The sequence below is a fragment of the Aeromonas sp. ASNIH7 genome (assembly GCF_002903485.1).
Classification (GTDB): domain Bacteria; phylum Pseudomonadota; class Gammaproteobacteria; order Enterobacterales; family Aeromonadaceae; genus Aeromonas; species Aeromonas caviae.
In genome coordinates, this window is record NZ_CP026226.1 from 4,731,956 (window position 1) to 4,751,739 (window position 19,784).

At 62.9% G+C, this 19,784-nt stretch carries 13 protein-coding genes and 1 pseudogene; 10 read left to right on the top strand and 4 right to left on the bottom strand.

Going from position 1 to position 19,784, the window contains the following annotated elements; translation table 11 throughout:
- Positions 1-748: 748 nt before the first annotated feature.
- From C2U47_RS22135 to C2U47_RS22155, 5 genes are all read left to right on the top strand, one after another.
- Positions 749-2,434: an aspartate:alanine antiporter gene (locus C2U47_RS22135; protein ID WP_029314601.1), complete on the top strand. Its 1,686-nt coding sequence runs from the start codon at positions 749-751 to the stop codon at positions 2,432-2,434.
- A gap of 177 nt (positions 2,435-2,611) precedes the next feature.
- Positions 2,612-4,144 carry a lytic transglycosylase F gene (locus tag C2U47_RS22140; RefSeq protein WP_103261916.1) on the top strand — a complete coding sequence of 511 codons (1,533 nt, stop codon included), beginning with the start codon at positions 2,612-2,614 and terminating at the stop codon, positions 4,142-4,144.
- 174 nt (positions 4,145-4,318) lie between these two features.
- Positions 4,319-5,284 (top strand): tripartite tricarboxylate transporter substrate binding protein, encoded by a 966-nt coding sequence (locus C2U47_RS22145; RefSeq protein WP_103261917.1) that lies wholly within the window; start codon positions 4,319-4,321, stop codon positions 5,282-5,284.
- Positions 5,285-5,341: 57 nt separating this feature from the next.
- Positions 5,342-5,803 carry a tripartite tricarboxylate transporter TctB family protein gene (locus C2U47_RS22150; protein WP_103261918.1) on the top strand — a complete coding sequence of 154 codons (462 nt, stop codon included), beginning with the start codon at positions 5,342-5,344 and terminating at the stop codon, positions 5,801-5,803.
- Positions 5,804-5,812: 9 nt separating this feature from the next.
- Entirely contained in the window at positions 5,813-7,342 is a 1,530-nt protein-coding gene (locus tag C2U47_RS22155; RefSeq protein ID WP_103261919.1) for a tripartite tricarboxylate transporter permease, read from the top strand.
- Between the two features lie 137 nt (positions 7,343-7,479).
- Here C2U47_RS22155 and C2U47_RS22160 read toward each other — a convergent pair whose 3' ends face one another.
- The 4 genes from C2U47_RS22160 to C2U47_RS22175 all read right to left on the bottom strand — a co-directional run bounded on the left by C2U47_RS22160 (position 7,480) and on the right by C2U47_RS22175 (position 12,709).
- Positions 7,480-8,145 (bottom strand): response regulator, encoded by a 666-nt coding sequence (locus C2U47_RS22160; protein WP_103261920.1) that lies wholly within the window; start codon positions 8,143-8,145, stop codon positions 7,480-7,482.
- The gene (locus C2U47_RS22165) at positions 8,146-9,729 is read right to left on the bottom strand and encodes an ATP-binding protein (protein ID WP_102948523.1); all 1,584 of its coding nucleotides are present in this window, start codon (positions 9,727-9,729) and stop codon (positions 8,146-8,148) included.
- Entirely contained in the window at positions 9,726-10,937 is a 1,212-nt protein-coding gene (locus tag C2U47_RS22170; RefSeq protein WP_029314606.1) for an ROK family transcriptional regulator, read from the bottom strand. The genes C2U47_RS22165 and C2U47_RS22170 overlap by 4 nt, the downstream gene beginning before the upstream one ends.
- A 104-nt stretch (positions 10,938-11,041) precedes the next feature.
- A complete protein-coding gene (locus C2U47_RS22175) occupies positions 11,042-12,709 on the bottom strand; it encodes a methyl-accepting chemotaxis protein (RefSeq protein WP_010674921.1) in 1,668 nt (555 codons plus the stop codon).
- Positions 12,710-12,837: 128 nt separating this feature from the next.
- Between C2U47_RS22175 and C2U47_RS22180 the strand changes: the two genes are divergently transcribed.
- From C2U47_RS22180 to nrfA, 5 genes and pseudogenes are all read left to right on the top strand, one after another.
- Positions 12,838-13,293, top strand: a complete 456-nt coding sequence (locus tag C2U47_RS22180) for a YchJ family protein (protein WP_080989954.1) — start codon at positions 12,838-12,840, stop codon at positions 13,291-13,293.
- 221 nt (positions 13,294-13,514) lie between these two features.
- The gene (gene glpA / locus C2U47_RS22185; RefSeq protein WP_069785654.1) at positions 13,515-15,194 is read left to right on the top strand and encodes an anaerobic glycerol-3-phosphate dehydrogenase subunit A; all 1,680 of its coding nucleotides are present in this window, start codon (positions 13,515-13,517) and stop codon (positions 15,192-15,194) included.
- Positions 15,184-16,464 (top strand): glycerol-3-phosphate dehydrogenase subunit GlpB, encoded by a 1,281-nt coding sequence (glpB, locus tag C2U47_RS22190; protein ID WP_052815434.1) that lies wholly within the window; start codon positions 15,184-15,186, stop codon positions 16,462-16,464. The genes glpA and glpB overlap by 11 nt, the downstream gene beginning before the upstream one ends.
- 51 nt (positions 16,465-16,515) lie before the next feature.
- Positions 16,516-17,717 (top strand): annotated as a pseudogene (glpC, locus tag C2U47_RS22195) (anaerobic glycerol-3-phosphate dehydrogenase subunit GlpC).
- A 599-nt stretch (positions 17,718-18,316) separates the two neighbouring features.
- Complete coding sequence (gene nrfA / locus C2U47_RS22200; protein WP_103261921.1) at positions 18,317-19,762, top strand: ammonia-forming nitrite reductase cytochrome c552 subunit; 1,446 nt, start codon at positions 18,317-18,319, stop codon at positions 19,760-19,762.
- Positions 19,763-19,784: the final 22 nt, after the last annotated feature.

Consider the following 19,784-nt stretch of genomic DNA (forward strand, 5'->3'; position numbering starts at 1 on the left):
TTATCCACTTTAGTGCTTTCCTCTTCCAATTTTAATGCACAAGCCCTCCCCTGCGGCCTGACTCCCTTTTGATCTCCCGTTACTGACCAGCAGCTTTTTGTTCTGCTGCGTATAACTATTTGATTTTTATAGAAACAATTTATTGCAGGTATTTTTTGAACAGTCCTTGCAGCCCAGTATTGGCGCGGCTTTCAGCCTGATTGCCAAGTTTCATAAACAGGGTTATCCACAGTTTCTGTGGGTAACTTGACCAAAGCCACGGTTCATCTGGGCTGGCAGCCATTGTCCCCGGTTTGCGATGGCTGCCCCCGCTCTTCCCCATTTTCTGCTGTTTTTCCCTTCCCCCCTAAATGGGATGAATCGACTCGCGGTGCTGCCTGTGGGGGATTTTTTTTCGCTATGCCGCGTCCTGCGGGTCAGCCCTCGCCGGATGAGTCATGAGTCTCTTTTGTTACCCTTCAATTTCCTCAGTGGAAAATGCTGAAAAACATGCCCGTTTGCTCCCCATGCAGCAGGTAATAAATTGTCCACAGGAGCGTCATCCCCTCTCTGCTCGACAGCATATTTCACTCATTGACAGCGGGCCTTGCAGCGTAAAATAGAGGTGTTTTCCCCAGCCCCCCCTCGCATCCCTATCTTCATCGAAGAGACCAGCACTTAACTGGCTGTTAATCCGCTTTGGCGCTTCTTTCTTGATACAGGATCCGGCACAATATCGGCCTCACTTTTATCCTCGGTTTTTCCGGGCATGACCATAGATTTCGTGACACTGCTACATCAAAGCGACTCCCTGCTGCTGTTCGTGGTACTAGCCTTCGGGCTGCTGCTGGGCAAGGTACGCATCGGCAACTTCCAGATAGGCAACACCATAGGCGTGCTCTTCACCGCCCTGCTGTTTGGCCAGATGGGATTCCAGTTTTCCACCTCCACTGAAAACGTCGGCTTCATGCTGTTCATCTTCTGTGTGGGAATTGAAGCGGGGCCGCACTTTTTCAGCGTCTTCCTTCGCGACGGCATCCACTACATCACCCTGACCCTGGTGATCCTGCTGTCGGCCCTGCTGCTGACCGTGGGGCTCGCCAAGTTCTTTAATCTGGGGCCCGGCATGGCCGCCGGCATTCTGGCAGGTTCCCTCACCTCCACGCCGGCCCTGGTGGGGGCGCAGGACGCCCTGCGAAGCGGATTGCTCAACCTGCCCCACCAGACCGACATGCAGTCGGTGCTGGACAACATGGGCATCGGCTACGCCCTGACCTACCTGGTGGGGCTGGTGGGGCTGATGCTGGTGGTGCGCTACCTCCCCTCCCTGGCCAGGCTGGATCTCAATACCGAAGCGCAGAAGATTGCGCGCGAGCGGGGGCTGTCCGACAGCGAGAGCCGCAAGACCTATCTGCCCATCATCCGCGCCTATCGGGTCGGCCCAGAGCTCGCCGCCTGGATCGGGGGGCGTACCCTGCGGGAGACCGGCATCTATCCCCACACCGGCTGCTATGTGGAGCGCATTCGCCGCAACGGCATCCTGGCGAGCCCCGACGGTGATGCCGTCATTCAGGAAGGGGACGAGATAGCTCTGGTGGGCTACCCCGAGAGCCACGAGAAGCTCGACGTCAACTACCGCAACGGCAAAGAGGTGTTCGATCGCAACCTGCTTGACCTCCAGATCGTCACCGAAGAGATCGTGGTGAAGAACGATGCCGTGGTGGGTCGCCACCTGGTGGAGCTCAACCTCACCGAGAAGGGGTGCTTCCTGAACCGGGTGGTGCGCTCCCAGATCGAGATGCCGTTCGATCGCAATATCATGCTGCAAAAGGGTGACGTGCTGCAGATCAGCGGCGAGAAGCAGCGGGTCAAGCTGCTGGCCAACAAGATCGGCTTCATCAGCATCCACAGCCAGACCACGGATCTGGTGGCCTTTGCCACCTTCTTCGTGCTGGGGCTGCTCATCGGCTCCGTCTCCCTGGTGTTCGGCCAGATAGAGTTCGGCCTCGGCAATGCCGTCGGCCTGCTGCTGGCGGGGATCCTGATGGGCTACCTGCGGGCCAACCACCCCACGGTGGGCTATGTGCCGCCGGGGGCCCTGCGCCTTGCCAAGGATCTCGGGCTCGCTGTCTTCATGGTGAGTACCGGCCTCAAGGCGGGGGGCGGCATCCTTGATCACCTGAGCGAAGTGGGGATGGTGGTGCTCTTCTCCGGCATGCTGGTGACCACCTTGCCGGTGCTGGTAGGCTACCTGTTCGGTGTCTGGGTGCTCAAAATGAACCCAGCCCTGCTGCTCGGCGCCATCACGGGCGCACGTACCTGCGCCCCGGCCATGGACGTGGTGAACGAAGCGGCCAACAGCTCCATCCCGGCGCTCGGCTATGCCGGCACCTATGCGGTGGCCAACGTCATGTTGACCCTGGCGGGCTCCTTCATCATCGGCTTCTGGTTCTAGCCAAACGGGCCCGCAACACGCAGAAAAAGAGGAGCCTCGGGGCTCCTTTTTTCATGGGCGGGCACTCCTGGATGGAATAGTGGAAATCGTGCTATGGGGCCATCTCTATCAAACCCAATAAGCTAAATCACCCACAAGGCGCCACTTACACTCAATAAAACGAGCGAGGTGTAAGTGATGAAACGCGCATGGATGGTCGTGATCTGGTGGTTCTGCTCCCTGACGCCAGCCTGGGGGGCCGAATCCGGCAAGCAGGTGGCCCCCGAGGCAGAGACGGAGAAAAGCGCCCTGAGCTTTGAGGGGGACGAGCTTGCCAGACCCAGGCTGGGAGATCTCGACGTCATGCTGGAGCAGCGCACCATCCGAGTGCTCACCACCTACAACAAGACGGGGTTCTTCATCACCAAGGGCGTGCAGCGGGGCGTCACCTACGATGCCTTCATGCAGGTGGAAAAGCGTCTCAACGAACAGTTGCGCAAGCAAAAGGCGATCAAGCGCCACCTCAAGGTGCACTTCGTCTTCATTCCCGTGGCCCGGGAAGCGCTGCTGAGCTCCCTCATCGAGGGCAAAGGCGACATCGCCGCCGCCAATCTCACCATCACGGACAAGCGCAAGAAGCAGGGTATCGCCTTCACCGATCCCCTGCTTGAAAACGTGCGGGAGCTGCTCGTCTCCGGCCCCCTCTCCCCCAAGGTGGAAAGCGCCGCCGATCTCGGGGGCCAGCGCGTCTTCGTGCGCCCCTCCTCCAGCTACTACGAGAGCCTCATGGCCTACAACCAGGCCCGCAAGTCGGCGGGAGAGCCCCTCATCGACCTCCAACCCGCCTCGGAGGTACTCGAAGATGAAGATCTGGTGGAGATGGTGAACGCAGGCCTGCTCCCCTTCATCGTCATGGACGAGCACAAGGCCCGCTTCTGGCAAAAGATTTTCCCCGGAATCACCATTCACGACGCCCCCGTGTTCCGGGAAGGGGGCGTCATCGCCTGGGCGGTGCGCAAGGAGAGCCCCCAGTTGCTCGCCATGCTCAACGAGCAGATCAAGGCGCTGCGCGGCAAGGCGACGGGGGATGAGATCCTGGCCCGTTATCTCAAGCAGAACAAGTTCGTCAAAAGCGCCGCCGCCGAGGCGGAGCGCAAGAAATTCCTGCAGGTGGTCGAGCTGTTCCGTGAATATGGCGAACGCTATGACATGGACTGGCTGCTGATGGCGGCCCAGGGCTACCAGGAGTCCGCCCTCAACCATCATGCCCGTAGCCATGTGGGCGCCATCGGCATCATGCAGATCATGCCCGCCACCGGCAAGGGGCTGAAGGTCGGCGACATCCGCCAGCTCGAGCCCAATATTCACGGGGGCGTCAAATACATGCGCTGGATGATCGATCACTACTATGCGGACGAGCCCATGACCGCCCTCGACAAGGCCCTCTTCTCGTTCGCCTCCTACAATGCCGGCCCCGCCCGGGTAGCCAGGCTCCGTGCCGAGGCCAGGAAACGGGGGCTGGATCCCAACGTCTGGTTCCACAATGTCGAGTACGTGGCGGCAGAGAAAATCGGCCCCGAGACGGTCACCTATGTGGGCAACATCTACAAGTACTACATCGCCTACAAGCTGGTGATGGAGCAGGTGGCTCTGCGCCAGCAGGCGAGCGATGCCCTGAAACAGGAGGCGAAGGAGGACATCAGCACATCGGCGGCGAAACCGACCCAGTGATCCTTGCCGGACGAGGCGCTCACGGGCGCCTCGTTTCTATACGCGCCCCCCTCTTCGGCCCATGACCAGAATGAACACAATGGCCACAACAGCCTTAATAGCCATTACGGTCAGATTGTTTTCCAGTCAGGCATGATTAATTAACCTTCTTGCAACAATCACAAGGAGAGCACCATGTTGCAAGGAACCTTCAAGCGTACCCTGATCGGTAGTCTGCTCGCACTGAGCGTCGGCGCCCACGCCCAGATCAACGAAGTCCACTTCCTGATCCCGGGCGGCGCTGGCGGCGGCTGGGATACCACGGCCCGCGGCACCGGTGAAGTGCTGGCCAAGTCCGGTCTGGTCAAGACCGTCTCCTACCAGAACATGTCCGCCGGTGGCGGCGCCAAGGCCATCGCCCACCTCATCGAGACCTCGGCCCAGTCCGACAAGACTCTGATGGTCAACTCCACCCCCATCATCGTCAAATCCCTCTCCAAGGAGCTGCCCCAGTCCTTCCGTGATCTGACGCCGGTGGCCGCCATCATCGCCGACTACCAGGCGCTGGCGGTGAAGGCGGACTCCCCCTATCAGAACTGGGCCCAGCTGCTGGCCGCCTACGAGGAGAACCCGGCCAAGGTGAAGATTGCCGGGGGTTCCGCCCGTGGCAGCCTGGATCACCTGGTCGCCGCCCTGACCTTCAAGAATGCCGGCGCCGACGCCAGCAAACTGCGCTACGTCGCCTACGATGCCGGCGGCAGCGCCATGGCCGCCGTGCTGGCCGGAGAGACCCAGGCCATCTCCACCGGCTTTGGCGAGGCGATGGAAGCGGTCAAGTCAGGCCAGATGCGGATCCTCGGGGTCACTTCCGACAAACGCCTGCCGGGGGCGGAGCAGATCCCCACCTTCAGCGAGCAGAACAACCCCACCGTCTTCGCCAACTGGCGCGGTTACTTCGCCTCCCCCACCATCAGCCCGGAGAAATCCGCCGAGTTTGCCGCCCTGCTCAAGCAGATGTACGACAAGCCGGAGTGGGAAGTGGTCCGCAGCCGCAACAGCTGGACCAACCTCTACCAGTCCGGTCCCGAGTTCACCGCCTTCCTTGACGGCCAGGAGCAGCAGATCGGCGGCCTGATGCGCGAGCTCGGCTTCATCAAATAACCCTCGCTGTCCCATCGCAGGCGGGCGCAGGCCCGCCGCTCATGTTGGAGTCAAAAGATGAACATTACCAAGGAGCGACTGGGGGGCCTGCTGTTTCTGCTGCTCTCCCTCGCCTATGGCTACTACGCCACCGAGATACCGGGCTACCCCGGCGACGAATACGACCCCTTCACCGCCAGCACCCTGCCCTATGCCCTGGCCGGGCTCGGGGCGCTGCTCTCCCTGCTGCTGGTGCTCTTCCCCGGGGGCGAGCCCCTGCGCCGGGAAGAGGGGGACTGGCGCCGGGTCTTCATCCTGCTCGGGCTCATGGTCATCTACGGACTGGGGCTCACCTGGTTTGGCTTCGTGCTCTCGACCATCGCCTTCCTGAGCGTGGGCATCCGGGTGCTCGGTGAGCCCAGCCTGCGCTACGGCCTGATGATCAGCGTCCCCTTCTCCATCGGCTTCTGGGCCCTGCTCACCAAGGGGCTCAACATCTATCTGGAGCCGGGTCGCCTGTTCACCCTGCTCGGTTTCTAAGGAGTCACCATGTTAGACGGAATCTTGCAAGGACTCGGCACTGCACTGCTGCCGGTCAACCTGATGATGGTGGTGCTTGGCTGCTTCATCGGCACCTTTATCGGCATGTTGCCGGGCCTTGGCCCGGTCACTGCCATCGCCCTGATGATCCCCATCACCTATGGCCTGGATCCGGCCTCCGGCATCATCTTGATGGCGGGGGTCTATTACGGCGCCATCTTCGGGGGCTCCACCTCCTCCATCCTGATCAACGCCCCCGGCTGCTCCGCCACCGTGGTCACCGCCTTCGACGGCTATCCCCTGGCCTGCAAGGGACAGGCGGGCAAGGCGCTGGCCATCGCCGCCTACGCCTCCTTCACCGGCGGCACCCTCTCCGCCATTATGCTGATGGTGGCGGCGCCCCTGCTCGCCAAGGTCTCCCTCTCCTTCCAGTCGGCGGATTACTTCGCCCTCATGGTGCTGGGCCTCTCCGCCGTGGCGGCCTTTGCCGGCAAGGGGCAGGTGCTCAAGGCGCTGATCATGGCGCTGTTCGGCATCATGATCTCCACCATCGGCATCGACCGCAGTGTCGGAGTAGACAGGTTTACCTTCGGCCTGCCGGACCTGCGTGACGGCTTCTCCTTCCTGCTGCTGGCCATGGCCACCTTTGCCCTCGCGGAGATCCTGATGGCGGTGCTGCGCCCCGGCAAGGACAGCAGCGAGGAAGAGGCCAGGCAGATGCAGCAGCTCGGCAGCCTCAAGCTGAGCAAGGAAGAGGTCAGGGAGATCGCGCCTCCCATCGCCCGCTCCTCGGTGCTGGGCTTTCTCATCGGCGTGTTGCCGGGAGCCGGCGCCACCATCGCCGCCTTCATGGCCTATGGCGCCGAGCGCAACATCGCCGGCAAGCAGCGCCAGGAGCAGTTCGGCAAGGGCAGCCTGCGCGGTCTGGCCGCCCCGGAAGCGGCCAACAACGCCGCCTCCACCGGCTCCTTCGTGCCCCTGCTGACCCTGGGGATCCCGGGCTCCGGCACCACGGCCCTCATCCTGGGCGCCCTGGTGGCCTACGGCATCCAGCCGGGCCCGCGTCTATTCATGGAGCATCCGGACGTCTTCTGGTCGGTGATCATCTCCATGTATCTGGGCAACGTGGTGCTGTTGATCCTGAACCTCCCCCTCATCCCCTACCTGGCCCGGGTACTGGCGGTGCCGCGCCCCGTGCTCATCCCCATGGTGCTGCTGTTCTCCCTGACCGGGGTCTATCTGGTCTCCTTCAACACCATGGACATCCATGTGATGGCCATCGTTGCACTGATCGCCATCGGCCTGCGCCTGCTCACCTTCCCCATGGCCCCCATGCTGCTCGGCTTCATCCTGGGGGGCATGCTGGAGGACAACCTGCGCCGGGCCCTGGTGATCAACGACGGCAGCCTGAGCTTCCTGTGGGAGCGCCCCATCACCCTCGCCTTCACGGTGATCACCCTGACCATGTTGCTGCTGCCCGTCTGGCAGTGGTGGCAGGCTCGCCGGGCCCCCAAGGGGGAGCCTGCCACCAGCCACTGAATCGATGAGCCTCTGCCACCTCTGAACCCTGACCATCACGCGCAGAGACCTTGATGCCCACGGGAAGCAAACCCTGATAAAAAGAGCGCCGAAAGGCGCTCTTTTCTTGTCTGGACAACAGGTTCCGGGCGATCGGATCACGGCTTGCGGTAACGCCGCTCCGGCCGCCCGACGGTGCCATATTCGAGCTCGGGGCTCGCCAGTTTCTGCCCCACCAGAAATTCCAGATAGCGGCGTGCCGTGGTCCGGCTCACCCCTATACGGCTGCCTATCTCCTCGGCACTGGCGGCCTCCGGAGTCAGGGCCGTCAGCACCCGCTGCAGGGTGAGAGCATCGATGCCCTTGGGCAGTCCCTCTGCCGCCACCTGCTGCAACGGCGTACCGAACAGGGTGTCCACCGCCTGCTGATCGATGTCGGCCAACGCCGCCAGGGCGGCGATGCTCTGATGGTACTTCTCCAGGGTGTCGCGCAGGCGCTCGAACACCACGGGCTTCAAGATGAAATCCACCACCCCGAGGCGCATCGCCTCCTGCAGGGCAGCGGCTTCCCGCGCCGCGGTGAGCAGGATCACATCCAGACTCGCCCCCGCCTGGCGCAGCTCTCTCAATAGCGAGAACCCCTCTCCATCGGGCAGCCAGACATCCAGCAGCACCAGATCGGGCCGGAGGATCCCTATCTGCTCCCTGGCATCGAACAGGGTCAACGCCACCCCCAGCACCTCAAAACCGGCGAGGCGCTGCACGAAGCGGCGGTGGATCTCGGCAATGGCGGGATCATCCTCGACGATCAGGATCTTGATCACTCACACCTCCTTGGGAATGTAACAGACGACGCAACTTCCCTGCGTCGTGGCTTCGATGGTGATCTCCCCCTGCAGGGCATCCAGGGTCTTGCGCACCAGGGAGAGCCCGATACCGTGTCCTGGCTCGGGCTTGCTGCTGACCCCCTGTTCGAACAACCTGTCCGCCAACTGCGGGTCGATACCGCCAGCCCCATCCTCCACCTCCAGCACCAGATCCTGCCCCAGATCGCTCAGGGAAACCCGGATGGGCTGATAGGGCGCACCGTGGCGGCGGGTCGCCTCGAAGGCGTTGTCGATGAGGTTGCCCAGCACCGTTACCAGCTGGGAACCGCTGACACGGGCAGGAATATCGTGCAGACGGGCATCGGGATCGATCACGAGCTCAAGACCGAGCTCGTGGGCCCTGTGGTATTTGCCGAGCAGCAACCCCGCCACCTTGGGTTTGGCGATGGCCCCCATCAGGAAGCCGAGCAGGGTCTGCTCGGTGGCCGCCTCCCGCCCGATGAAGGCGAGCGCCTCCCGGGTAGCACCGAGCTCAATGAGGCCGGCGATGGTCCCGAGCTGGTTGTTGTGCTCGTGGGTCTGCACCCGCAGCAGATCGCTGTAGGCCTGCACCTGGGAGAGCTGGGCGCTGAGTTCCGCCAGCTCGTCCTTGCGGCGAAAACTCGACACGGCGCCGATCAGCTTGCCCTCGCGCACCAGCGGCAAGCGGTTGACGATGAGGGACTGGCCGTTGAGCACTATCTCCTCGTCAAACTGGGGGGTCTGCTCTTGCAGGATGGAGAGCATGCGACTGCCCGGCAGCAGGTGACCAATGGGCTGGCCGATGGCGCTCCTGGCGGTGGTGTCGTCTAGGCGCAGCAGCTTGATGCCGTTGGGGTTCAGGGAGGTGAGGCGCCCTTGCTCGTCGATGGTGAGGATCCCCTCGCGCACCGTGCGCAGGGTACAGTCGAGCTCCGCATAGAGTCGCCCCATCTGCTCGGGTTCAAAGCCGAATATCGCCTTCTTGTAGCGCCGGGCCAGCCAGGCGGCTGCGACACTGTTGAGTACCACAATGAGCAATGTCATGGCCAGGCCAAAGCGCAAATAGCCCTGCAGATCCGCATCGATGTCCCGCACCAGATAGCCGACCGACACCACCCCGATGATCTTGCCCATCTCGTCCCGGATGGGCCCCTTGCCGCGCACCGAGACCCCAAGGGACCCTTGGGCCCTGGAGATATAGGCTTCTCCCTGCAGGGCACGCTCGGGATCATCCCCCACCATGGCTTTGCCAATCCGGTCCGCATTGGGGTGCACCAGGCGGCGTGCCTGCCTGTCCCCGATGACGATGTAGCTGGCCCCGACCTCGGCGCGGATCCGCTCCACCAGGGCATTGAGGCGGACCGTATCCGCCCGCTTCACCCCGGCGATGACGCCGGACTCCCGCGCCACCAGCCGTGCCACATCCAGGGCCTGATCCCCCACCTCACGGTAGCGCTGCCCGGCGACATAGTAGTAGCTGGCCCCGCTCAGCAACACCAGTTGCAACAGACTGACCAGACAGAGAATGAGCAGGAAGCGTCCTTGCAACCCGAGCCTCATGCCTCCTTGTCGCCTCGCAACAAGTCGAGCAGCAGACTGCCATCGCGCAGGGCCTTGTGCACCTGCACCGAGGTGGGTTTGGTGGGATCTTCGTAGAAGTGGGTGGATTCAATCTGCAGGCGCACCAGGTACTCGGCGGGCAACTGGCTTGCCAGGGACTGGTGCAACATGGGGAAGAGCAGTCGATCGGCCCGGGTGATCTCCCCCCCGAGCAGCAGCTTGCCCGGGTTGAGCAGGCAGATGAGGTTCGCCAGTACCCGGGAGAGGCGGCCTGCTGCCTGGTGCAGGATGTCCTGACACAGGCTGTTGCCGGCCAGCGCCAACTCGCACAGCTCGCGGATGGTGACGCTTTCGGGCAGATCGAACTCCTGCATCCGTTCACGCAGCTCCCGATATTGCGCCTCCAGCGCCTGATTGGTCACGAGGGTGCAGGCGCAGCCGAAGCCACCGCAGTAGCAGCGCTGGCCATAGGGTTCGAGCTGCAGATGGCTGAGATCCCCGAGCAGAGCCGACTCGCTCTCGATGAGCTGGCCATTGACCACCATGCCGACCCCGATGTCGTTGTGCACGAACACCAGCACCGCATCCGAGCAGTTCCTGGCGGCGCCCCACTCCCGCTCGGCCTGGATCCAGGTGCGCACGTCGCCGCTCACCAGCACGGGTACCGAGAAGGCTTCCTGCAGGGTGGGACCGAGGGGCCAGTTGCGCAGATCGTAATAGGGAAAATGCTTGACCATGCCGGAGTGGCGCTCCACCTGGCCGGGCAGGCAGAGGGCGATGCAGGCCAGACGCAGCGCCTTCTTGGGCAAAAAGCCCTCGATGGCCCGCACCAGGCTGGCCAGCAGCTCGGCACGCTCCGCCTCGTTGAAGACATGGCGATGGCGTGCCAGGGAGTGACCCGCGAGATCGAACAGGGCCATGTCCACATAGCCGCGCCCCAGGCGCATGGAGAGAAACTGGAAGCGGCGCTCGTTGATGCGCAGCAGGGTCTGGCGACGGCCACGCCCCACCGAGCTCTCGCCGCAGGTGACCACCAGGCCGCCGTCCAGCAGCTCGCGGGTGATCTTGGTGATGCTGGCCGGCGACAGGCCGGTCAGACGGGACAGATCGGTACGGGACAGCTCCTTGTGCTCCTCCAGGCTGGCATAGACCAGGCCGTAGTTGAGCTGACGGATCAAATCGATACTGCCTTTCACGATCTCATTCATAGGGTTGGGGCTAACGAAAGGAACGAATGGCGCGATTTTCACACATTCTGCGCCGATCCCCAAATTTGCCGTCTGGAAATCCTGTCCAGACGGCAAAAATGTGATTAGTAACGGAAGCGGGAGACGAGTTGGCGCAATTTGTCACCCGTGCCTGCCAGGGCGCGGGTGGTGGTGCTGGACTCCCCGGACGCCTCGGTCAGCTCGCTGACGATCTGCTGGATGGCCACCAGGTTCTTGTTGATCTCCTCGGAGACCGCGTGCTGCTCCTCGGCGGCCGTGGCGATCTGGATGTTCATGTCGTTGATGGTGCCGACCGCCGCCACCATGCTGTCCAGGGAGCTGGCGATGTGGCTCGCCTCCTGCACCGTCTCCTGGCTGCGTGCCTCGCTGGCCTGCATCACCTCCACCGCCTGTTTCACTCCGCCCTGCAGGCGCTGGAGCATCTCGTTGATCTCTTTGGTGCTCTGCTGGGTACGGCCCGCGAGGGATCGCACCTCGTCCGCCACCACCGCAAAGCCGCGCCCCTGCTCGCCCGCCCGGGCCGCCTCGATGGCGGCGTTGAGGGCCAGCAGGTTGGTCTGATCGGCGATGCCGCGAATGACCTCCACCACGGAGCCTATCTTGCCGGTCTCGTGGGCGAGCTGCTCGATGACCCCGGCCGCCACATGCACTTCGTCCACCAGCCGGTTGATGCTGCCGATGGCGCTGTTCACCACCCCCCGGGCCGCATCGGACTCGCGGGCCGCATCGCTGGTGGCGCTGGCGGCGTTGGAAGCGCTCGCCGCCACCTCCTGGGCGGTGGAGCTCATCTCGGTCACCGCGGTCACCACCTGATCCGTCTCCTTGCCATGGCCCTGCATCTGCCTGTCCGCATGCTCGCTCAGGCTATGCAGCCGATCCACGGCCCCCAGCAACTGGTGGCTGGTCTCCCCCACCTGGCTCACCACCGACTGGATCCGCTCGACGAAGCGGTTGAAGGCGGCGGCCAGCTGCCCCACCTCGTCCTTGCTCTGCACCTTGAGGCGCTGGGTCAGATCCCCGTCCCCGTCGGCGATGTCATTGAGTGCGGCAACCGCATCCGCCAGCGGGCGGGTGACCCGGTTGCCGATCACCACGGTGGCCGCCAGGGTCACCCCCAGGATCACCAGGATGAACAGCACCCCGGTTTTCAGGGAGCCATACATGGTCTCCTCCCGCTCGCTGCGCAGGGTGGCCAGCTCATTGTCGATGTCGTCGATGTAGAAGCCCGTGCCCACGACCCACTGATACTTGTCGAGCACCAGATTGAAGGAGAGCTTGGGGGCATCCCGCCCGATAGAGGGCTTGTTGGTCCAGTACTCCGAGAAGCCATCTCCTTCCCGCGCCGACTTGATGATCCCCTGAATGAGGAAGGCACCCTTGGTATCCTTGTCCTGCCAGCGGTTCTTCCCCTCCATCTCGGGCCGGGTCGGCAGCAGCACGGTATTGCCCTGATAGTCGTAGACGAAGAAGTAGCCGTCGCTGCCATAGCGCAGCGGCCGCAATATCTCCTTCACCTGCTGGCGCACTTCGGGGCTGTCAGGCTTGCCGTAGCTGCCCTCGATGGCCGTCTTGGCCAGCATCAGATAACTGCTGAGCAGCGCCTTGCGCTCCTTGATTGCCCTCTCCCGCGCCACCACCAGATCCGATTCCAGATCGCTCCTGGCCACCAGGTAGTTGCTGAGATTGACCACCAGGGCCATCAGCAGCACGGGGATGGCCCCCAGTAACAGGATCTTCTGCTTAAGTGTCATTGTGTCACCCTTTGTGCTGTGTTCATTGCTGCATGATGTCTGCCTAAACGGCATGGGAAGCTGGCCGAAAGGGAAGTGCGTTCGCTACAATCCCGCCACCTTTAATTATCGACCAGATGAGCTGACTCATGAACCTATGTCCTTGCGGTTCCTCTCTTTTTCTTGCCAAGTGCTGCGGTGTACTCCACGCAGGTCAGCCCGCCGCCACCCCGGAGCAGCTGATGCGATCCCGCTACAGCGCCTTCGTGCTGGGATTGGGAGAATATCTGGTACACAGCTGGCACCCGGACTATCTGAACGGGCTGACCGCGGCCGACCTCTCATCGACCGACACCCGCTGGGATGGCCTCGAGATCCTCACCAGCCAGGGCGGCCCCGATGACACCCTCGGCATGGTGGAATTCAAGGCCTGGTTCCTGGAAGGGGACGAACGTCACTGCCTCCATGAGCGATCCCGCTTCGTGCGCCATCAGGGGCGCTGGGTCTACACCGACGGCGAGCAGGATCCGGCGCCGCTGCGGGTGGGGCGAAACGACCCCTGCCCCTGTGGCAGCGGCAAGAAGTTCAAGAAGTGCTGCGGCTGAGGTTTCCCCCACGCCGCCCTCTGGCCAGCCCCCGGGCTGGCCTTCTCCCCTCCCGTCATGCTTTCCCCTGCCCGCCTCGACGGTGACGTGAGGTTCATCACATTTCGCTCATCGCCTCACACTTAATGAGCGTTTACGAACATTAATTTGGCCCATATCAAACATTTTACGTCGTGAAGGCGCCACACTGGCCTTATCTGGAAGAGATGAGACGGGCAAGAATGAAAAGAATCACCACACAAGTCGTCATCATAGGGGGTGGCGCCACCGGCGCCGGCATCATGCGCGATTGCGCACTGCGCGGCATCGACTGCATCCTGCTTGAGCGGGACGACATCGCCGCCGGCACCACGGGCCGCAACCATGGCCTGCTTCACTCCGGCGCCCGCTACGCGGTGACGGATCAGGAGTCCGCCCGCGAGTGCATTCAGGAGAACCGCATCCTCAAGCGGATCGCCAGCCACTGCGTCGAGGACACCGGCGGCCTCTTCATCACCCTGCCGGAAGATGACATCCATTTTCAAAATACCTTCATGGACGCCTGCGCCCTGGCGGGCATCGACGCCCGCCAGCTGGATCCCGCCGAGGCGCTACGCCTTGAACCCAACGTCAACCCGGCGCTGATCGGCGCCATTCAGGTGCCGGACGGCACGGTCGACCCCTTCCGTCTGGCTGCCGCCAACGTGCTGGATGCCAAGGAGCACGGCGCCCGCATCTTCACCCACAGCAAGGTGCTGGGGCTGCTGCGCACCCAAGACAGAGTGCACGGGGTCAAGGCGATCAACACCCGCACCGGCGAAGCGTTCGAGGTGGAGTGCCAGGAGGTGATCAACGCCGCCGGCATCTGGGGCCAGCAGATCTGCGAGTACGCCGATCTCGGCATCCGCATGTTCCCGGCCAAGGGCTCCCTGCTAATCATGGATTACCGCATCAACCAGCTGGTGCTCAACCGCGCCCGCAAACCGGCGGACGCGGACATCCTGGTGCCGGGCGATACCATCTCCCTCATCGGCACCACCTCGAGTCGCATCGATTACCACAAGATTGACCAGCTCACCGTCGAGCCTGAAGAGGTGGAAGTGCTGCTGCGCGAAGGGATAAAACTGGCCCCCATCATGGCCCGCACCCGATTGCTGCGCGCCTATGCCGGGGTTCGCCCGCTGGTGGCGGTGGATGGCGACGAGTCCGGCCGCAACATTAGCCGTGGCATAGTGCTGCTGGATCACGCCGAGCGCGACGGGCTCAAGGGCTTCAACACCATCACCGGCGGCAAGCTGATGACCTACCGGCTGATGGCAGAATGGGCCACCGACTTGCTTGCCAAGAAGCTTGGCAACAGCAAACCGTGCCGCACCGCTGAACTGAGCCTGCCCGGCTCGCGGGATCCGGAGAAGGTCTCCGCCCCCGGTCTCTCGGTCCCGGCTGAAGGCTCGGCCCAGTACCGTCACGGCGAGCGGGTCATCGCCTTTTTCCGCGACAATCCCAAGGCCAACGCCCTCATCTGCGAATGCGAGATGGTGACCGCAGGTGAAATCGAATACGCCCTGCGCGAGCTGGATGTGGACAACCTGGTGGATCTGCGCCGCCGCACTCGTCTGGGCATGGGACCCTGTCAGGGGGAGCTGTGCGCCTATCGCGCCGCCGGCCTGATGCAGGAGTACGGCAAGGCCGACGGCCGCCAGGCTTGCGTCATGCTGCGCCAGTTCCTGGAGGAGCGCTACAAGGGCACCCGCCCCGTGCTGTGGGGCGATGCCCTGCGCGAAGCCGAATTTACCTACTGGATCTACGAGGGGCTGTTCGGCCTTGGCGAGTGGACGGCCCCCCACCTGGTGGCCGAGCCCCCCTTCCCGCAAGACGCCAGCACCGCCAATCCCACCAAGGAGCGCAGCCATGAAATTTGACAGCATCGCTATCGGCGGCGGCATGGCGGGCCTCTCCGCGGCCCTGCGCCTGGCCGAGGCCGGCCAGAAGACCCTGCTGATGGCCTCCGGCCAGAGCGCCCTGCACTTCTCCTCCGGCTCGGTGGATCTGCTGGAGAGCGAGGGAGATCCCCGCGCCGCCCTGCCCGCCTTTATGGCCGCCAACCCCGAGCATCCCTACAGCAAGGTGGGGCTGGCCCATATCGCGGCGAGCCTCGATGATCTGCAACGCCACTGCGCCGCCCAGGGCTTGCCGCTGTTTCGCCAGGAGCGCAACCACCAGCGGCTGACCCCCATCGGCACCCTCAAAGCCACCTGGCTCTCCCCCGACACCTGCGCCTGCGTGACCGATGCACCGGCCCCCGACGCCATCCTGCTGGCCACCCTGGAGGGATTTCGCGACTTTCACCCCGAGCTCGCGGCAGCGAATCTCGCGACCCACGCGCGCTTCGCCCACTGCCGCATCCTGACCGGGGAAATTCGGCTGCCCCAGCTGGCCGAGTTCAGCCGCAATCCCCACGAGTTTCGCTCCGCCGACATCGCCCGCCTGTTTGACAAGCAGGGCAATGGCCAGCATGACCTGCTGACGGATCTAGCCCGCGAGATCAGCCGCATGGTGCAGGAGAGCGGTGAGCCGCGCTGCCGCCACCTGGTGCTGCCCGCCTGCCTGTCGCTGGGGCTGGTCGGCCCGCGCCTGACGGAGCTGGAGCAGCGCACCGGCTGCATCATCAAGGAGGTTGCCACCATGCCGCCGTCGCTTATTGGCATGCGGATGCAGGAGGCCCTCAAGCGCCGCTTCATGGCCCTTGGCGGCACCTTCCTCACCAGCGAGCGGGTGCTGGGCGCCCGTTACGACGGAGATCGGGTCATCGGCGTGCACAGCCAGAATGGCGACGATCAACTCTTTGAAGCGGATAACTTTGTACTCGCCTCCGGCAGCTTCTTCAGCCGCGGGCTGGAGTCGCGCCTGCGCGGCATTCGTGAGCCCATCTTCAACGCCGACGTGCTGAGCCTGCCCGAGCGCGACGCCTGGGCCGGCCGCCGCCTGTTCGACCACCACCCCTTCATGGGTTTCGGGGTCAAGACCGACGACAAGCTCAGAGTGCTGCGTGGCGGCAAACCGCTCGTCAACCTCTACGGCGCCGGTAGCGTGCTGGCGCACTATGACCCCATAAAAGAAGGGTCAGGCTCAGGCGTGGCCGTTGCCACCGGCTGGCAGGCTGCCGGTCATATTTTGAGTTCAGCCCAATGACGATTTTGTCCCATATCCCGTGCCTTCACACCCAACGGGAGGAGAACTGACATGCTACTGGATCATGCCAACCAAACCTTCGATCAGTGCATCAAATGCACCGTCTGTACCGCCTACTGCCCGGTGGCCAAGGCCAACCCGGCCTACCCAGGCCCCAAGCAGGCGGGCCCGGATGGGGAGCGGCTGCGCATCAAGAGCCCGGAGCTCTTTGACAGCGCCCTCAAGTACTGCACCAACTGCAAGCGCTGCGAAGTGGCCTGCCCGAGCGGGGTGCGCATCGGCGACATCATCGCCAAGGCCAAACACCAGTACAGCGGCTTCAAACCGGGGATCCGCGAGTTCGTGCTCTCCCACACCGACCTGATGGGCAGCATGTCCACCCTGATGGCCCCGGTGGTCAACTTCACCACCGGCCTCAAGCCGATGAAGCTGGTGCTGGACAAGGCGCTGGGGGTCTCCTCCCACCGCGACCTGCCCAAATACTCCCAGGGCACCTTCCGCGGCTGGTACAAAAAGCAGAAAGCGAGTCAGGCCCGCTTTACGCGCCAAATTGCCTACTTCCACGGCTGCTACGTCAACTACAACCACCCGCAACTTGGCAAGGAGCTGGTGCAGGTGCTCAACGCCATGAACATCGGCGTCCAGCTGCTGGAGCGGGAGAAGTGCTGCGGCGTGCCGCTGATTGCCAACGGCTTCATGGACAAGGCCAAGCAGCAGGCGGCCTTCAACATCCAGCAGCTGGAGAACACCCTGCTCGGCAACGAGATGCCGCTACTAGCCACCTCCTCCACCTGCGGCTTCACCCTGCGCGACGAATACCCCCACCTGCTGGAGCAGGACAACCACAAGGTGCGCGATCGCATCTCGCTGGTGACCCGCTTCCTGTGGAACGAGTTCTACCAGGGCAACAAGCCGGCGATGAAGCCGCTCAATCTGCACATCGCCTACCACACCCCCTGCCACATGGAGAAGATGGGGGGGTCATCTATACCCTGGAGCTGCTGCGCGCCATCCCAGGGGTCAAGGTGACGGTGCTGGACTCCCAGTGCTGCGGCATCGCCGGTACCTACGGCTTCAAGTCGGAGAACTACCAGACCAGCCAGGCCATCGGCGAGGGGCTGTTTGATCAGATAAACCGGCTCAAGCCCGATCTGGTCATCACCGACTGCGAAACCTGCAAATGGCAGATCGAGATGAGCACAGCGTTCCGCTGCGAACACCCCATCCACCTGCTGGCCCAGGCCCTGGCTTGATCCCCTTGCCACGCTAGGCCAGACGGCCCGCTCGGCAAAGAGGCCGACAAGCAAACACCAGATGGAAAAAGAGCCGGCAAGCGCCGGCTCTTTTTACTGGATCATCGTTCGAATAGGCCATGGTATCCATGGACAATCCTCTGATTGAATCCGGCAATAAGGGGATTATAATGACTCCCTCCCCTAAAGTTAATAATGCATATATATACATTAGAAATTTTCTATCCCTAAATGAATACAGCTCGCGCCATTTGACGCACATTTCCTTGCCGGACGCGGGCTGGCGGGCAACTGAGCCCACTGTCGCCAGACAACAGCGTTAACAATGGTGCAATAAGTTGAGTTTCCTCATAATTTAACCGGGATCTCATTTCCGCTTGTTGCCGGCTCCGCCAATTGATCTAGCGCAATCCCGCTCCCGATAAATCATCATTCGTTTTACCCATTTGGTAATATCCAGCTCGAGCAATCGCATAAATACATGGGTTTTATTCACTAATAACAATTAATCGGCCTGCCTGCTCCTGCCTAGTGCGGGGGCTGATGCCCACATCCAGGATGGAACGGTCAGGCTTGGCAATGAGATCGATTTGGGAGTGATGATCGTGAGTTCACACAACAGACAGACCATGCTGGGCCTCGCCGCCCTGCTGCTTACCACCTGCCTTGGCACCAGCGGCTGGGCACAGGCGGCCGACGAGGCACAAAGCAAGGGCAAGATCGAGGCGCGCAGCGAGCTGTTCGCCAAGGATCACGCCGATCAGTTCACCAGCTGGAAAGGCACCAGCGAGAGCCGCGAGCGCACCGACGCCCTGGCGGAAGATCCGCAGATGGTGGTGCTCTGGGCCGGCTACCCCTTCTCCAAGGATTACAACAAGCCGCGCGGCCACTTCTATGCGCTGACCGACGTGCGGGAAACCCTGCGTACCGGCGCCCCCAAGACTGCCGAAGACGGTCCGCTGCCCATGGCCTGCTGGAGTTGCAAAGGCCCGGACGTGGCCCGCGTCATCGACGAGAGGGGTGAGGATGGCTACTTCAAGGGCATGTGGGCAAAAGGCGGACCGGAGATCGTCAACACCATCGGCTGCGCCGACTGCCACGACACCGCCTCGAAAGAGTTCAAGGAAGGGAAACCCGCCCTGCACCTCTCCCGTCCCTATGCCGACCGGGCCATGACCGCTATCGGCAAGCCGTTCAAGGAGCAGGGGCGCTTCGATCAGCAGTCTCAGGTGTGCGGCCAGTGCCACGTGGAGTACTACTTCAGCGGCCCCACCAAGGCGGTGAAATTCCCCTGGGACAAGGGTACGACTGTTGAGCAGATGGAAGAGTATTACGACGAGATTGGCTTTGCCGACTGGACCCATGCCCTCTCCAAGACCCCCATGCTCAAAGCCCAGCACCCCGAGTACGAGACCTGGCGCGCCGGCATTCACGGCCAGAACAACGTCGCCTGCGTCGACTGCCACATGCCCAAGGTGCAGAACGAACAGGGCAAGGTCTACACGGATCACAAGGTAGGCAACCCCTTCGATCGCTTCGATCAGACCTGCCGCAACTGCCACACCCAGAGCAAGGAGATGCTGCAAGGGGTGGTCAAGCAGCGCAAGGACGCCGTCACCGAAATCAAGCTCAAAGTCGAGAAGCAGCTGGTGCACGCCCACTTTGAAGCCAAGGCCGCCTGGGATGCCGGCGCCACCGAGGCCGAGATGAAGGACATTCTGCAGGACATCCGTCACGCCCAATGGCGCTGGGACTTCTCCATCGCCTCCCACGGGGTGCAGATGCACGCCCCGGAAGTGGCGCTGCGCATGCTGGGAACCGCCCTGGACAAGGCCGCCGATGCCCGCACCAAGCTGGCACGCCTGCTGGCCGCCAAGGGGATCAGCCACGAGATCGCCATTCCTGACATCTCCAGCAAGGAGAAGGCCCAGGCCGCTCTTGGCATGGACATGAAGCAGATGAACAGCGACAAGGCCCAGTTCCTCAAGACCACAGTCCCCGCCTGGGATGCCGAGGCCAAAGCGGCCGGACGGCTCGCACAATGACGAGGCATGCGGGCCCCCAGTG

What these genes read in the sequence shown, in the direction of transcription:
- C2U47_RS22135 (WP_029314601.1), top strand. Translation starts at nt 749, where the DNA reads ATGACCATAGATTTCGTGACACTGCTACATCAAAGCGACTCCCTGCTG.
- C2U47_RS22140 (WP_103261916.1), top strand. Translation starts at nt 2,612, where the DNA reads ATGAAACGCGCATGGATGGTCGTGATCTGGTGGTTCTGCTCCCTGACG.
- C2U47_RS22145 (WP_103261917.1), top strand. Translation starts at nt 4,319, where the DNA reads ATGTTGCAAGGAACCTTCAAGCGTACCCTGATCGGTAGTCTGCTCGCA.
- C2U47_RS22150 (WP_103261918.1), top strand. Translation starts at nt 5,342, where the DNA reads ATGAACATTACCAAGGAGCGACTGGGGGGCCTGCTGTTTCTGCTGCTC.
- C2U47_RS22155 (WP_103261919.1), top strand. Translation starts at nt 5,813, where the DNA reads ATGTTAGACGGAATCTTGCAAGGACTCGGCACTGCACTGCTGCCGGTC.
- C2U47_RS22165 (WP_102948523.1), bottom strand. Translation starts at nt 9,729, where the DNA reads ATGAGGCTCGGGTTGCAAGGACGCTTCCTGCTCATTCTCTGTCTGGTC.
- C2U47_RS22170 (WP_029314606.1), bottom strand. Translation starts at nt 10,937, where the DNA reads ATGAATGAGATCGTGAAAGGCAGTATCGATTTGATCCGTCAGCTCAAC.
- C2U47_RS22175 (WP_010674921.1), bottom strand. Translation starts at nt 12,709, where the DNA reads ATGACACTTAAGCAGAAGATCCTGTTACTGGGGGCCATCCCCGTGCTG.
- C2U47_RS22180 (WP_080989954.1), top strand. Translation starts at nt 12,838, where the DNA reads ATGAACCTATGTCCTTGCGGTTCCTCTCTTTTTCTTGCCAAGTGCTGC.
- glpA (WP_069785654.1), top strand. Translation starts at nt 13,515, where the DNA reads ATGAAAAGAATCACCACACAAGTCGTCATCATAGGGGGTGGCGCCACC.
- glpB (WP_052815434.1), top strand. Translation starts at nt 15,184, where the DNA reads ATGAAATTTGACAGCATCGCTATCGGCGGCGGCATGGCGGGCCTCTCC.
- nrfA (WP_103261921.1), top strand. Translation starts at nt 18,317, where the DNA reads ATGATCGTGAGTTCACACAACAGACAGACCATGCTGGGCCTCGCCGCC.